Annotated in this window: 13 protein-coding genes; 9 read left to right on the forward strand and 4 right to left on the reverse strand. The window is 59.1% G+C overall.

The genetic code is table 11. The annotated features are described in order from the left end of the window. Positions 1 to 26: 26 nt before the first annotated feature. The gene (gene lepB / locus FGL65_RS04685; protein ID WP_147819896.1) at positions 27 to 701 is read left to right on the forward strand and encodes a signal peptidase I; all 675 of its coding nucleotides are present in this window, start codon (positions 27 to 29) and stop codon (positions 699 to 701) included. Positions 702 to 976: 275 nt separating this feature from the next. On the opposite strand, the gene FGL65_RS04690 is transcribed toward lepB, so the two are convergent. The 3 genes from FGL65_RS04690 to FGL65_RS04700 all read right to left on the reverse strand — a co-directional run bounded on the left by FGL65_RS04690 (position 977) and on the right by FGL65_RS04700 (position 2,929). After that, positions 977 to 1,312: a hypothetical protein gene (locus FGL65_RS04690; RefSeq protein ID WP_147819897.1), complete on the reverse strand. Its 336-nt coding sequence runs from the start codon at positions 1,310 to 1,312 to the stop codon at positions 977 to 979. An 18-nt stretch (positions 1,313 to 1,330) separates the two neighbouring features. Further along, positions 1,331 to 2,284 carry a tetratricopeptide repeat protein gene (locus FGL65_RS04695; RefSeq protein ID WP_187170540.1) on the reverse strand — a complete coding sequence of 318 codons (954 nt, stop codon included), beginning with the start codon at positions 2,282 to 2,284 and terminating at the stop codon, positions 1,331 to 1,333. A 312-nt stretch (positions 2,285 to 2,596) separates the two neighbouring features. Then, positions 2,597 to 2,929 carry an ArsR/SmtB family transcription factor gene (locus FGL65_RS04700; RefSeq protein ID WP_147819899.1) on the reverse strand — a complete coding sequence of 111 codons (333 nt, stop codon included), beginning with the start codon at positions 2,927 to 2,929 and terminating at the stop codon, positions 2,597 to 2,599. A gap of 137 nt (positions 2,930 to 3,066) precedes the next feature. Here FGL65_RS04700 and FGL65_RS04705 point away from each other — a divergent pair, with 137 nt between their 5' ends. Continuing rightward, a complete protein-coding gene (locus tag FGL65_RS04705) occupies positions 3,067 to 4,143 on the forward strand; it encodes an MBL fold metallo-hydrolase (protein WP_147819900.1) in 1,077 nt (358 codons plus the stop codon). A gap of 106 nt (positions 4,144 to 4,249) precedes the next feature. On the opposite strand, the gene FGL65_RS04710 is transcribed toward FGL65_RS04705, so the two are convergent. Then, on the reverse strand, positions 4,250 to 5,080 hold the full coding sequence (locus FGL65_RS04710) for a hypothetical protein (protein ID WP_147819901.1): 831 nt from the start codon (positions 5,078 to 5,080) through the stop codon (positions 4,250 to 4,252). A gap of 103 nt (positions 5,081 to 5,183) precedes the next feature. Here FGL65_RS04710 and selD point away from each other — a divergent pair, with 103 nt between their 5' ends. The 7 genes from selD to FGL65_RS04745 all read left to right on the forward strand — a co-directional run bounded on the left by selD (position 5,184) and on the right by FGL65_RS04745 (position 12,823). Beyond that, positions 5,184 to 6,230: a selenide, water dikinase SelD gene (gene selD, locus FGL65_RS04715; RefSeq protein ID WP_147819902.1), complete on the forward strand. Its 1,047-nt coding sequence runs from the start codon at positions 5,184 to 5,186 to the stop codon at positions 6,228 to 6,230. 63 nt (positions 6,231 to 6,293) lie between these two features. Next, on the forward strand, positions 6,294 to 7,457 hold the full coding sequence (locus FGL65_RS04720) for a DegT/DnrJ/EryC1/StrS family aminotransferase (RefSeq protein WP_147819903.1): 1,164 nt from the start codon (positions 6,294 to 6,296) through the stop codon (positions 7,455 to 7,457). Between the two features lie 4 nt (positions 7,458 to 7,461). Continuing rightward, positions 7,462 to 8,436, forward strand: a complete 975-nt coding sequence (locus FGL65_RS04725; RefSeq protein ID WP_147819904.1) for an ATP-grasp domain-containing protein — start codon at positions 7,462 to 7,464, stop codon at positions 8,434 to 8,436. Then, complete coding sequence (locus FGL65_RS04730; RefSeq protein WP_187170541.1) at positions 8,427 to 9,119, forward strand: HAD family hydrolase; 693 nt, start codon at positions 8,427 to 8,429, stop codon at positions 9,117 to 9,119. The genes FGL65_RS04725 and FGL65_RS04730 overlap by 10 nt, the downstream gene beginning before the upstream one ends. A 14-nt stretch (positions 9,120 to 9,133) precedes the next feature. Then, a complete protein-coding gene (locus FGL65_RS04735) occupies positions 9,134 to 9,820 on the forward strand; it encodes an HAD family hydrolase (protein ID WP_147819906.1) in 687 nt (228 codons plus the stop codon). A gap of 7 nt (positions 9,821 to 9,827) precedes the next feature. Then, positions 9,828 to 10,958 carry a DegT/DnrJ/EryC1/StrS family aminotransferase gene (locus tag FGL65_RS04740; RefSeq protein ID WP_284690583.1) on the forward strand — a complete coding sequence of 377 codons (1,131 nt, stop codon included), beginning with the start codon at positions 9,828 to 9,830 and terminating at the stop codon, positions 10,956 to 10,958. Next, positions 10,955 to 12,823, forward strand: coding sequence for a polysaccharide biosynthesis protein (locus tag FGL65_RS04745; protein ID WP_187170542.1), 1,869 nt, complete (start codon positions 10,955 to 10,957; stop codon positions 12,821 to 12,823). Before FGL65_RS04740 ends, FGL65_RS04745 begins: the two co-directional genes overlap by 4 nt. Positions 12,824 to 13,209 lie beyond the last annotated feature (386 nt).

Raw genomic sequence — 13,209 nt, forward strand, 5'->3', positions numbered from 1 at the left:
TCCCCCGAACCATTTGAGGACATCCCATGAGTAGAGACCTGGTAAAATCCGTTCGCGATTCCTTTGAAATTCTCATTGTGGCCCTGATCCTGGCCCTGTTCATCCGCACCTTCGTGGTCCAGGCCTTCAAGATTCCGTCCGGCTCCATGCTGGAGACCCTGCAGATCGGCGACCATCTGCTGGTGAGCAAGTTCCTCTATGGCGTGAAGCTGCCGTTCACGGACAAGATCATCATCCCGATCTCCGATCCCGAGCGCCGCGACGTCATTGTCTTCAAGTACCCGCAGGATCCCTCGGTGGACTACATCAAACGCGTGATCGGCCTGCCCGGCGACACCATCGAGATCCGCGAGAAGAAGCTTTACGTCAACGGCGAGCTGCAAGAGGAACCCTACGTGCACTACAAGGATTCCATGATTTACCCGCATCCCGACCAGATGCCCGAAACCCTGACCCCGAACATGTTCGACGCCTACTTCAACGGCACCAACAACCTGGCCAAGCGCGACAACATGCCCAAGCTCACCGTGCCCGAGGGCAAGTACTTCGTCATGGGCGACAACCGCGACGGTTCGCACGATTCCCGCTTCTGGGGCTTCGTGGACCGCAGCCAGATCGTGGGCAAGGCGCTCATCATCCACTGGTCGTGGAGGTCGTTCACGGATATTCGCTGGAGCCGCCTGGGCACCATCGTCAGGTAGATACGCCTGCCGATGTGAATGGGGATGTTGTGATTAGGGGAACGCCTTTGGAAAGGTATCCCCTCAAGACACAGGGGCGCTGCCCCTGCACCCCGCCCAAGGGCGAGCCCTTGGGAATCCGAGCTAAAAAACCGCCCCGACCCCGCAAAGCGGGGTCGGGGCGGTATATCTTTGGCATGCTTCAAAAAAAAGGGCTTCTCACGTATTGGTTACGAAATTTAATGGGGACACCTTTCCAAAGGTGTCCCCTATGGCAAAATAGGTATGGTGTACCTCTAATTCAAGTGTCGGGTGGTCAAAAATAGGTATTGTGTCCCCAGATTTCCAGATTTTCCCAGATTTTCGACATTTCCATACCCCGTACCTTCCCAGCTAACGGAACGATTATTCACCATTCCGGGCATACTACCAGGCTCATATCCACCCGGGTAAGACTTACTTTTCCAAGTACTCATACGAAGCTTGTCTGCTTCGCACATTTTATCAGGATCTAACGCAAAATCATTAGGATCAATACTTAAAGCCTCTCTTGGAGTGGTCCATGAGCTTTGCTTTTCTTTAGGAACATTATTTTTTTTGCCATTACTACTGCTACTGCCATTGCTTCCCATATCGTACTCCCAACAGACCTATTTGGCTAACACATTCAATTTTTTAATTGCTTGTGCATCACCAAGACTTGCAGCTTTTTTATAGTATTCTATAGCAGCATTATAATTTTGAGCCACACAATCTCCAAGCTCATAAAAATATCCCAACAACAACAAAGCCTTAGCATGATTTTTATGTGCTGCCATTCTAACCCATTTTAAAGCAACTTTTTTATCAATCTTAACACCTTCTCCGGTATAATAGTTAACCCCAACATTATACTGCGATGATGTGTTACCAGTTAAAGCAGAACGCAAATAATAGTAATGCGATTTTGAATAATCAACATCGACACCATATCCATTTTTATACGCCACACCGAGCATATATCCAAAAGTTGAAACTGCTTCTTCAAATGAGTTTGTTGCGATACTTATAGCTTTCTCATAATCTCTATATTCAGCAACCCAAAAATATTTATTTGCTTCATACACTTTTTTAGAAATATCGCTTCTAAGATAATTTGAATTAATATATTCAGCTTTAGAAATATCTTTTTCAACACAAACGCCAGCCATATACATTCCAGATAATATTGCGGCTGAGCTATCGCTCCCTAACTTAATAGCTCTATTCAGCCAATATAATGACTTTTCACAATCAATACAATCAATGTCCTTTGAATAAATAACTCCAAGATCATTCATTGATTCTATATTATCACCCTCTGCAGACTTTTTATACCAAAACAAAGCCTTTTCAGTATCCTGCGAAGTCCCAAATCCATTGTAATACATTTTCCCAACATAATATTGGGCATCTACATTACCTTTTTTGGCGTCTTTGAGTAGCTCGGCAAAAGAAGTTCCATCAACCGTGAAGTCATCAGAGAACCCATTTCCTAAAGGATCATTGCCTCCTTGCTTACACCCAACAAAGGCAAGCAACAGCAGCACGAAAAGCAAAACACGAAAATTCATCAAAACTCGCATTTTTTCTCTCCCCTCGTTTTTGTCCCTATATGGCAATCCACCCATTTATCATTGCGCTGGTAGTGCTCCTTGTAAATCTAGGGACACAATACTAATTTCCTATGTTAGCCACGATATTCTCACATAAGAAATTTTATCCACGGCCCGCTTCGGCGGGCCGTTTTGATTTGCTCTGAGCAAACCAAAACACAACCAGGGTTTGCAAAGGGGATTATCCCCTTTGCCCGCCGGAGGCGAGGCTTCAAGTCTTACGGATGCGGACAGCATCACATAAGAAAGCCCACCGTGCGGAAAGCAGGGTGGGGAGTTTTCTTATGTATCGAATTCCGCTGAATAGGCGGCCAGAATGGAAGCTATCATCTGGCCGAATCTCGGTTCGAGTTCCTCGTGCCGCGCGGTGCTTTGGACCTTGACGCCTATTCGCTCGCTTCGGATGAGGCCTGCCTCGCGCAGTACCTTGAAATGCTGTGATAAAGTCGCTTTCGGTATGGTGCGCCCCAGCGTGTTGAGAAATTCGGAACACATCCTCGGGGAATCGGATCCCATGATTTCTTTGAATATCTGAACCCGGATGGGGTCGGACAGGGCATGAAGGAGCCCTGTGACCGTCACGTCTTCTATCGCAGGATGGGTAAGTGGCCTCATGAGTGTGTTCCTTCCGTGGCCGGAATCATTCCCCCACGACAAGCGTATGGGGCGGCCATTGACATGGCATCAATTAGTTCATATAAACCGAACAAACGAACAATGCGGTTTGCATCCCTGTCCGAAGTGGGGAGTCAATGCATACCCTTTTGTTCGGTGGTGAACAAGGATGGCATATAGCCTACGCATCGCTGCCTGCGGCGGCAGCTTCATTTCCACAGAGAGGAACCGGCATGAACAGACGAAGTTTCATCAAGCAGGCGGCAGTGGCTTCCGCCGCAGTTGCGAATACCGCCATTTGGGCGGGAAAGGCGCAGGCCGACCAGTCTGCCCGAGCGTACACCGGCCATAAGCAGGCCGGATACTATTGGCTGAAAATCGGCGAATACGATGTGGCGGCGCTGTCCGACGGGACCCTGAATTCCAATGGACGGATTCTCAACGGCCAGCCTGGACAGGTGGAAAAATTGCTTGAGGAATCTCATGCACCGACACCACGAGTGACTTCGGTCAACTCATTCCTCATTCTTATGGGTGAGCGGCGTATCCTTGTCGATGCCGGGACCGGACAGCTGCTCGGTCCTACGCTCGACAAGTTGCCGACCAGCCTCGAATCCGCCGGGTTTGCCGCGGAACAGATCACGGACATTCTGCTTACCCATATCCATGCGGACCATTCCGGCGGACTGACCGCAGGCGGCAAGCGGGTCTTTCCCAATGCCACCGTGCATGTCAACGACGTGGAGGCCGATTTCTGGCTTTCCCCCGTCAACCAGGACAAGGCGACGGACAAACGCAAATGGTCCTTTGTCCAGGCGGACAAGGCGCTGGCCCCCTATGTTTCCGCCGGTAAGGTCTCCCGTTTCAAGGGAGGGAACATGGTTCTTCCCGGGATATCGTCCATCAATGCGCCTGGACATACGCCGGGGCACACCTTTTTTGCCTTGGAGAGCCGAGGGGAAAAGCTGGTGTTTTTCGGCGACACCGTCCATGTGGGCGAGGTCCAGTTCCCCAGTCCGGAGCTGGCCATCGAATATGACATTGATCCGGACGGGGCCGTCGAACAACGCCGGAAGGCCTTTGCGGAGGCCTCGGAAGAGGGATACCTGGTCGCCGGCGCTCACATTTCTTTCCCGGGCATAGGTCATGTGGCCAAGGCCGCTACGGGATATCGTTGGATTCCGATACCGTACGTCAACGATTCGCACGCATGAGTCAGAGACCAATGGGGATTCTTCCCATTGGCCCCCGGAGGCAGCGAAAACAAAAAAAGCCCCACCGTGCGGGAAGCAGGGTGGGGATCTTGTTTTCCGGAAAGGATCAGATGGACATGCTCAGGAGCTGTGCGTCGGGCGCGGGCATGGAGGTGTATGCGGCCATGGCCTGCTGCATGCCCTGTTGCTTGGCGGCCTCGTCAAGCTCCTCCTTGGCCGAGGGAATGCCGCCCTCTTCCATGATGTCGTTGATGAGCGCGTCCAGCAGTTCTTTGGTGGGGTCGACCTCTTCCTTGTCGGTTTCCACGGCCTGCTGGGCCTGGGTGAGCACCCGGCTGGTCAGGGAGGCGGCTTCGCCCACTGTGGAGGAGGACTCTGCAGCGAAAAAGACTTCCTGGGATCCGTTGTCGAAGAAGGCGTTGAGATCCTTGTTGACCCCGGAGTTGAACTTGGCGATGGCCGCGTCGCCCGCGGCAATGCCGAAGTTGCGGTCCACCATCTTGAGCACGTTCAGGAGTCCGTCGCCGATGGCCTCCTCGGACTGTCCCCGGGAGGCGGACTGCACGATCATGCCCATGGCGGCGGTGGCCGCGTCCTTGCCGTACTGATCCTCGACCCAGCGAACCGTGTCCTTGAGCGAGGAAACCAGAGCGGTGGGATCCTTGGATTCGCCTTCCTGCCCGTCGTCGGCGGGTTGCTGGAATCCCTGGAGGTAGCGGCCCATGAGGTCGCCGAACACGTCCACGCGGTCCTGGATCTGGGAGTCCTGCTTTTCGGCCTTGGGGACGGTGGAGAGCTGGGGAGCCACCTCGGTCTTGGCCTTTTGTTTGGCCAGACCCGCGCTCGCGCCGAAACCCAGGGCGGAGGTCTTCCCGTCCTGCTGTTCCTGCACTTTCTGCATGTAGTTGAAGTTCAGATGGCTCGCCTGGATGATCATGTTTTTCAATCCTTCACCTGTTCATATCGGCAGCTTGCATATTAACTTTACGTTGCAAAGCCCATTTTGTTAGGTTGCCCCATCGCTTCAAAGGAGGAAAGCAATGGCCAAGCTCAGGCTTGTGGACACCGTGAAGGCAGCCGGTTGAGCCGCCAAGATTGCTCCGGGTGAACTGGAGCAGGCGCTCTCCGGGTTGGGAGCTCTTCACAGTGACAGGATCATCGCCGGTATGGGCGGCGACAATGAGGATGCGGTCATCCTGCACTTCCCTGCGGGGAAGGCGCTGGTGCAGACCGTGGACTTCTTTACGCCCATCGTCAATGATCCCTACCGCTTCGGACAGGTGGCTGCGGCCAATGCCTTGTCCGATGTCTATGCCATGGGCGGTGAGCCTTGGTCGGCCATGAATATTGTCTGCTTTCCCATCAAGTCCATGCCCGGTGAAGTGCTGGCCAAGGTGCTTCAGGGCGGCCAAGACAAGATCACCGAGTCCGGCGCCGTTCTGGCTGGCGGACACAGCGTGGAGGACGAGGAGCTCAAGTACGGGCTGGCCGTTTCCGGGGTCGTGGACCCGGACGGGTTCGCCTCCAACCGGGGCGTGCGGCCCGGCGACGAACTGCTGCTGACCAAGCCCGTGGGTACGGGCGTGCTGGCCACGGCGGTGAAGGCCGAATGGGAAGGCTGCGATGAGCTGGAGGAAATTTTGTACAAGTGGGCCTCGCGCCTGAACAAGACGGGCGGCAAGGTCATCCGGGAGCTGGGCCTCAAGGGCGCCACGGACGTGACCGGATTCGGCCTGGGCGGCCACGCCATCGAGCTGGCCGAGGCCAGCAAGGTGTCCATTGAGCTTCGCCTGGAGGCCGTGCCGTTCATCCCCGAGGCCGTGGAGCTGGCGGGCATGGGCATGTTGCCGGGAGGCAGCCTCTGCAACCGCAACCACTACCGGCCCAAGACCCGGGCCTCCGAACATTGCGATCCCATCCGATTCGACCTGGTCTTCGACGCCCAGACCTCGGGCGGCCTGATCCTGGCCGTGCCGGGCGACAGGCTCGACCAGGCCCGGGCCATGCTGGAGGCGGCCGGGGACCTGGTCGCGCACATCGGCCGCGCCGTTCCCGCCGAACCGGGAAAACCCCTGATTATCATCTAGATTCATTGTGGGGCGGAGCGTATTCTGTTACTCCGTACCCACGTATTATAAGGAGAAACGAACATGCCTGTTCGGTCAAAAGATAATTTTCTTGTCTTCGGCTCCCCGCTCGTCGGGCAGGAGGAGATCGACGAAGTCGTGGCCAGCATGAAGAGCGGCTGGCTCGGCACCGGCCCCAAGGTGGCCCGGTTCGAGAGCCATTTCGCCGCCTATACCGGGGCCATACACGCCGCCGCCTTCAATTCCTGCACCGCGGCCCTGCACCTGAGCCTGGTGGCGCTCAATCTCAAGCCCGGCGACGAGGTCATCACCACGCCGCTGACCTTCTGCGCCTCGGTCAACGCCATCATCCACGCCGGGGCCACCCCGGTGCTGGCGGATGTGGACCCGGTCACCGGCAATATCGATCCCGAGTGCATCCGGGCAAAGATCACGGAGCGCACCCGGGCCATCCTGCCCGTGCACTACGCGGGCCGCGCCTGCGACATGGACGCCATCATGGCCCTGGCCCGGGAGTACGACCTCCGGGTGGTGGAGGACTGCGCCCACGCCATCGAGACCCGCTACAAGGGCCGGCACGCCGGGACCTTCGGCGATTTCGGCTGCTTCAGCTTTTACGTGACCAAGAACGTGGTCACGGGCGAGGGCGGCATGGTCGTCACCCGCAGCGAGCAGGACATCCAGCGCATCAAGGTGCTGGGCCTGCACGGCATGAGCGCGGACGCCTGGAAGCGGTTCAGCGACGAGGGCTACAAGCATTACATGGTCGTGGAGGCCGGATTCAAGTACAACATGATGGACATCCAGGCCGCCATCGGCATCCACCAGCTGAAGCGGGTGGAGGAGTGCCTGGTGCGCCGCCGGGAAATCTGGGGTATGTATGACGAGGCCTTCGCGGACCTGCCCATCGGCATCCCGGCTCCGGAGGAGCCGGACACCCGCCATGCCCGCCACCTGTACACCATCCTGGTGGACGAGGCGGAATGCGGCGTGAGCCGGGACCGGTTCCTGGAGCGCATGACAAAGGAAAACATCGGGGTGGGCGTGCACTACCTGAGCATTCCCGAACACCCGTATTATCAGCAGAATTACGGCTGGAAGCCGGAGGAGACTCCGGTGGCCACCCGCATCGGTCGCCAGACCCTGAGCCTGCCGCTCTCGGCCAAGCTCACGGACCAAGACGCGGCCGATGTCATCCAGGCAGTGAAACAATCTCTCGGAGCGTAACAGCATGCACGTACTCATTACCTCGGCGGGACGCCGCACCTCACTGGTCAAGGCCTTCAAGGAAGTTTCCAACCCCGGCGGCTGCAAGGTCTTTGCGGGCGACATGGACCCCCTGGCCCCGTCCCTGTACCTGGCGGATGAAGCCGTGAAGCTGCCGCCCGTGCTCTCGGACCAGTACATTACCTTTTTGCTGGACTACGTGACCGAGCAGGGCATCAAACTGGTGGTGCCCACAATCGATACCGAGCTGCAGGTCTTTGCCGAAAATGCCGAGCGGTTCATTTCGCGCGGCTGTCGGCTGCTCATTTCCGAGCCCGAGCTCATCAGCGCCTGCCGCGACAAGTGGAACACCTTCACCTTCTTCGACCGGCTGGGCGTGCGCACGCCCAAGTCCTGGCTGCCCGAGGACCTGGACGACGAGGCCATTGCCGAACTGCCGGACAACCTGTTCGTGAAGCCGCGCGACGGCAGCGCCAGCGTGCATACCTACGCCACAGACCGGAAGGGCCTCAAGGCCATCATGGGCCGCGTGCCCAACGCCATCGTGCAGGAGCGTATCCAGGGCCGCGAGATCACCATCGACGCCTTCCTGGATTTCGACGGCAAGCCCCTGCATTACGTGCCGCGCATCCGCATCAAGACCGTGGGCGGTGAATCCGTGCAGGGCGTGACCATTTCTGAGCCGGGCCTGAACGAATGGCTGGAGGGCCTGTTGGAGATCATCGGCCGCATGGGCGGCATGGGCCCCATGTGTTTGCAGGCGTTCCTCACCTCGGAAGGCTTCGTGCTTTTCGAGATCAATCCCCGTTTCGGCGGCGGCTACCCCCTGGGCAGGGCCGCGGGCGGTTCCTATCCCGAATGGCTGGTGAACCTGCTGCGCGGCGAAAAGGTCGCGCCCCGGCTGGGCGAGTACAAGGTGGGTCTGTCCATGACCCGCTACTACTGCGAGGTGTTTACAGAGGAGCCCAAGTGGCGGTAAGGGGCGTTGTCTTCGACATGGACGACACGCTCTGCCTGGAGCGTGACTATGTGAAGAGCGGCTTTCGGGCCGTGGCCGACCACGTGCGTGACGCGGCCGATGCGGAAGAAGTGTTCGGGGCCCTGTGGGCCATGTTCGAGGAAGGTGTCCGGGGTGACACCTTCAATCGTTTGATGGACCGGTTTCCCACGGTGGCCGGGGCGTTCGACATACCTACACTGGTGAGCGTCTACCGCAATCACACCCCTTCTGTTTCCTTCCTGCCGGGCATCGGGGAGCTCCTTGCGACTTTACGGGGCCTAAATATCAAGATAGGAGTCCTCTCGGACGGGCCGCTGGCATCCCAGCAGGCCAAGGCCGTGGCCCTGGGCGTCTATCAGGTTGCCGATGCGGTCATGCTCACGGACAGTCTGGGCCGGGAGTGCTGGAAACCCTCGCCGGAGGGATTCCTGAGGCTCGAGGCCGAACTGGGCCTTTCCGGCCATGAGCTGGTATACGTGGGCGACAACGTGGAAAAGGATTTCATTGCACCCAACAGGCTGGGCTGGGCCACTGTGCGCCTGAGGCTGCGCGAACAATTGCGTTGCGCCGCGGAAGCCTCGGAGGAGGCGGCCGCCCCCGGCCACGAGGTGCATTCGACGGAAGAGCTGTCGGCATTGCTCGACACGATGAAAGACGGGTAAGCGAGGGAAGCGACGTGGGATTCAAGGGTGTCGTTTTTGATATGGACGACGTTGTCTATCTGGAACGGGAATACGTGCGCAGCGGCTTCCAGGCCGTGGCGCGCGCCTTGTCGGAAGAGAGGAACGGGGAGATTTTCGACCTGCTGTGGACCATGCTCGGTCAGGAATGCGGGCAGGACGTGTTCAGCCGTCTGCTGAGCGAACGCCCGGAACTGGGCGGCGGCTGGACGGCCGAGGACCTGGGCGAGATCTATTGGACCCACGAGCCCGAGATCACTTTGCTGCCATCCATTCGCGCACTGGTGGAAGAGCTCCAGGACCGGGGCGTCAAATGCGGGCTGGTGTCCGACGGCGACTGCGAGGTGCAGGAGCGCAAAGCCCGCGCCCTGGGCGCGGACGAGCTCTTTGACGCGGTGCTTCTGACCCATCGTTTCGACCGGGAACCGTGGAAGCTTTCCTCCCTGTGCCTGGACTTCGTGGCCCACAATATGGACCTGCTCAATGAAACCCTTGTCTATGTGGGCGATAATCCAGTAAAAGACTTTCTTGGAGCACAAAAGCTCGGCTGGAGTTCCGTGCTGCTGGAGCAACCCGGTCAGTTCCGGGACCAGGAGGCGACCCCCCTGGCCGCGCCCTCGCACACGGTGGAGGGCGTGGAGGCGCTTCGGGAACTCCTGCTGGGCATGACCAGGGAATCATGAGCACAACGTGAGCAAGCCGGACCGGATATTTCTTTCCCCGCCGCACATGGGCGGCCACGAACTCGATTATGTGCACCAAGCCTTCGAGGCCAATTTCATCGCCCCCGCAGGCCCCCAGCTGGCGGAATTCGAAAAACGGTTCTGCGAACTGACCGGCTTTGGCCACTGTCTGGCCCTGGCCAGCGGCACCGCGGCCATGCATTTGGCCCTGCGCCGTTTGGGCGTGGAGCGGGGAGACGTGGTCATCGCCTCCACCCTGACCTTTATCGGTTCTGTTTCCCCGGCCACCTTCCTGGGCGCGGAGCTTGTTTTCGTGGACTGCGATCCTGTGTCCTGGAACATGGACCCGGTCCTGCTGGAACAGGCCATTGCCATGGCCACGGACAAAGGCAGGCGCGTGGGCGCGGTCATTCCCACGGATCTCTACGGCCAGTGCGCGGACTACGACCGCATCCGGGAGATCTGCGACCGTCACGGCATTCCCCTGGTCATAGACGCCGCCGAATCCGTGGGCGCCAGCTACAAGGGCCGTCCCGCCGGGCGCGGCGGCCGGGCCGCTATCTATTCCTTCAACGGCAACAAGATTATCACCACCTCCGGCGGCGGCATGCTGGCCTCGGACGACGGAGAGCTCATCGACAAGGCCCGTTGGCTTTCCCAGCAGGCCAGGGACGCCGCCCCGCACTACGAGCATTCCACCATCGGCTACAATTACCGCATGAGCAACGTGGTTGCGGCCATCGGCCTGGGGCAGCTGGATGTCCTGCCGGACCGCGTTGCCCGTAGGCGCGAGATTTTTTCCTGGTACGAACGAGCCCTGGGCGGCCTGCCGGGCGTGACCCTGGCTCCGGAAGCCGACTACGGCGTGCACAACCGCTGGCTCACAGTGGCCTTGTTCGACGAGTCCTTCGGGGCCGCACCCGAGCGGGTGCGCCTGGCCCTGGAGGCCGAAAACATAGAGTCCCGGCCGGTCTGGAAACCCATGCATCTCCAGCCCGTGTTCAGGGACGCCGCCGTGGTGGGCGGAGCGGTCGCCGAGGACCTTTTTACCCGGGGGCTGTGTCTGCCTTCGGGCACGGCCATGACCGAGGGCGACCTGGAGCGCGTGGCGGCGGTGATCCGGAGGTGCGGCCGATGAGAGCCCTGATGCCCAATCTGCGCAACACCAATTTCTACATCATGCTCCTGCTGGATGCGCTGGTTTTCGGGCTCTCCCTGTGGACGGCCTACCTGTTCCGGTTCGATTTTTCCATTCCTTCGGGCTTTGCGGTGCAGCTTCTGCGCCTGCTGCCCTATGCCGTGGCGGTCAAGCTCGGCGTTTTCTTGATCTTCGGCATGTACCGGGGCATGTGGCGCTATACCAGCCTCGGGGATCTCTGGAAGCTGCTGCGGCTTTCCTTTCTCCAGTCCGGGGCCCTGCTTTCCCTCATGCTCTTCGTGTTTCAGGCCGAGGCCTTTCCCCGCAGCGTGTTCATCCTCGACTGGGGGCTCTCCTTGGGCATGACCGCTGCCCTGCGCGTGGCCATCCGGGTCTTTTACGCCCGGTCATTGGGGCGGGCCGTGTCCGTTGCCGACAGGAAGCGGGTGCTGGTGATCGGCGCCGGGGACGATGCCGAGAAGATCATCCGGGAGATGATGGACAGCCACCGGCTCAACTACGAGCCCGTGGGGCTCATCGACGAGGATCGGGCCAAGCGGGGCAGAACCATTCACGGCGCGGCGGTGCTGGGCGGGCTGGACAGCCTCGAGGATGCGGTCGACCAGTATCGCGTGGACGAGATTTTCATTGCCGTGTCCGAGGCCACGCCCGAGGCCATGCGGGCCATGGTGGAGCGCTGCAAGGGCACGGGATTGCCCTACCGCATCCTGCCGGCCATGTCCGAAATCATGGACGGGCGGGTGGACGTCAAGGCCCTGCGCGACATCAGGTACCTGGACCTGCTCGGCCGGTCCCAGGTCAATCTGGATACCGGGCGCATCCAGTCCTATCTTTCGGGCCGGACCGTGCTGGTCACTGGCTGCGGCGGCTCCATCGGTTCCGAACTGTGCCGGCAGATCGTGCGCTTCAAGCCTTCCCGCCTGGTGCTCGTCGATGCCGGCGAATACAACCTCTACCAGATAGAGATGGAGCTGGTGCACGAGTTCGGGGTCGGGAATCTGGTGACCGTGCTCGGCAACATCACCGACGCCGAGCTCATGAACAGGGTTTTTGCCGAGTACAGGCCCTCGGTGGTCTTTCATGCCGCCGCCTACAAGCACGTGCCCATGCTGGAACGCAATCCGTGGCAGGCCGTGCGCAACAATATCCTGGGCTCCAGGGTGGTCATGGAAACGGCGGTGGCGCACGGCGTGGACCGTTTCGTGGTGGTTTCCACGGACAAGGCCGTGCGGCCCACCAACGTCATGGGGGCCAGCAAGCGCGTCACCGAACTGCTCATGCGCGAATACCAGGGCCGGGGCACCCGGTTCATGGCCGTGCGCTTCGGCAATGTCCTCGGGTCCAGCGGCTCGGTGGTGCCCCTGTTTCGCAGGCAGATCGAAAAGGGCGGCCCGGTGACCGTGACCCATCCGGAAGTGACCCGCTACTTCATGAGTATCGCCGAGGCGGCCCAGCTCATTCTCCAGGCCGGCAGCATGGGCGAGCCGGGCAACGGCGGCGAGATTTTCGTGTTGGACATGGGTGTGCCCGTGAAAATCGCGGACATGGCCCGTGACCTGATCCGGCTTTCCGGCAAGGAGCCGGACGTGGACGTGGAGATCGCGTTCACCGGGCTTCGCGAGGGCGAGAAGCTCTATGAGGAACTCATCACCGAGGGTGAGGGCATCGTGCGCACCGAGCACGACAAGATTCTCGTGCTCGGCCCCGCTGCCGAGGTCGGGTCCCCATCGCCGGACCTCGGCAGGGCCGTCGGAGATCTTCTTGCCGCCGCCAGCGCCCACGACGGCGCGGCAATCCGGGAACTGCTGGCCATATTGGTTCCCGAATACACCCCCGGTGGGTAGTGAATCTTTCTGCAAAAAAGTGTTGACCGCATATCGGAATGTGGTATCTCTGTATCGAATACTTTGTATTCGGAGCCTCTCGCCCGATTGCTGCGTAGACCCTCACGGCATGAAGGCAACCGCCTTGAGCGGCGGGCTCCCCCCTTCCCTTGTGAGCGTCGGTTCGGGCACAACCGGCGCTCAATTTTTTTCTGAAGAGAAGTCCCTGTTTTTTCAGCGGGTTCGAAATCCCTTGCCAGTCCTGGGCTCCCGACGGCCCCTTATAAAAGTCTCGTGAAATTTTCAAATTGACTTGATTTAACTGGTTTTGTCGGTTAATACCTTGATTAACTATGAATTTTCTCCTCTACATGGGGAGGCGACTGGTGCTCGGCTTTTGCCGGGCT

Origin of the sequence: Salidesulfovibrio onnuriiensis (genome assembly GCF_008001235.1) — a bacterium.
GTDB lineage: Bacteria > Desulfobacterota > Desulfovibrionia > Desulfovibrionales > Desulfovibrionaceae > Pseudodesulfovibrio > Pseudodesulfovibrio onnuriiensis.

Coding starts and splice junctions, on each gene's coding strand:
- lepB (WP_147819896.1), top strand. CDS start 27: ATGAGTAGAGACCTGGTAAAATCCGTTCGCGATTCCTTTGAAATTCTC.
- FGL65_RS04690 (WP_147819897.1), bottom strand. CDS start 1,312: ATGGGAAGCAATGGCAGTAGCAGTAGTAATGGCAAAAAAAATAATGTT.
- FGL65_RS04695 (WP_187170540.1), bottom strand. CDS start 2,284: ATGCGAGTTTTGATGAATTTTCGTGTTTTGCTTTTCGTGCTGCTGTTG.
- FGL65_RS04700 (WP_147819899.1), bottom strand. CDS start 2,929: ATGAGGCCACTTACCCATCCTGCGATAGAAGACGTGACGGTCACAGGG.
- FGL65_RS04705 (WP_147819900.1), top strand. CDS start 3,067: ATGCATACCCTTTTGTTCGGTGGTGAACAAGGATGGCATATAGCCTAC.
- FGL65_RS04710 (WP_147819901.1), bottom strand. CDS start 5,080: ATGATCATCCAGGCGAGCCATCTGAACTTCAACTACATGCAGAAAGTG.
- FGL65_RS04720 (WP_147819903.1), top strand. CDS start 6,294: ATGCCTGTTCGGTCAAAAGATAATTTTCTTGTCTTCGGCTCCCCGCTC.
- FGL65_RS04725 (WP_147819904.1), top strand. CDS start 7,462: ATGCACGTACTCATTACCTCGGCGGGACGCCGCACCTCACTGGTCAAG.
- FGL65_RS04745 (WP_187170542.1), top strand. CDS start 10,955: ATGAGAGCCCTGATGCCCAATCTGCGCAACACCAATTTCTACATCATG.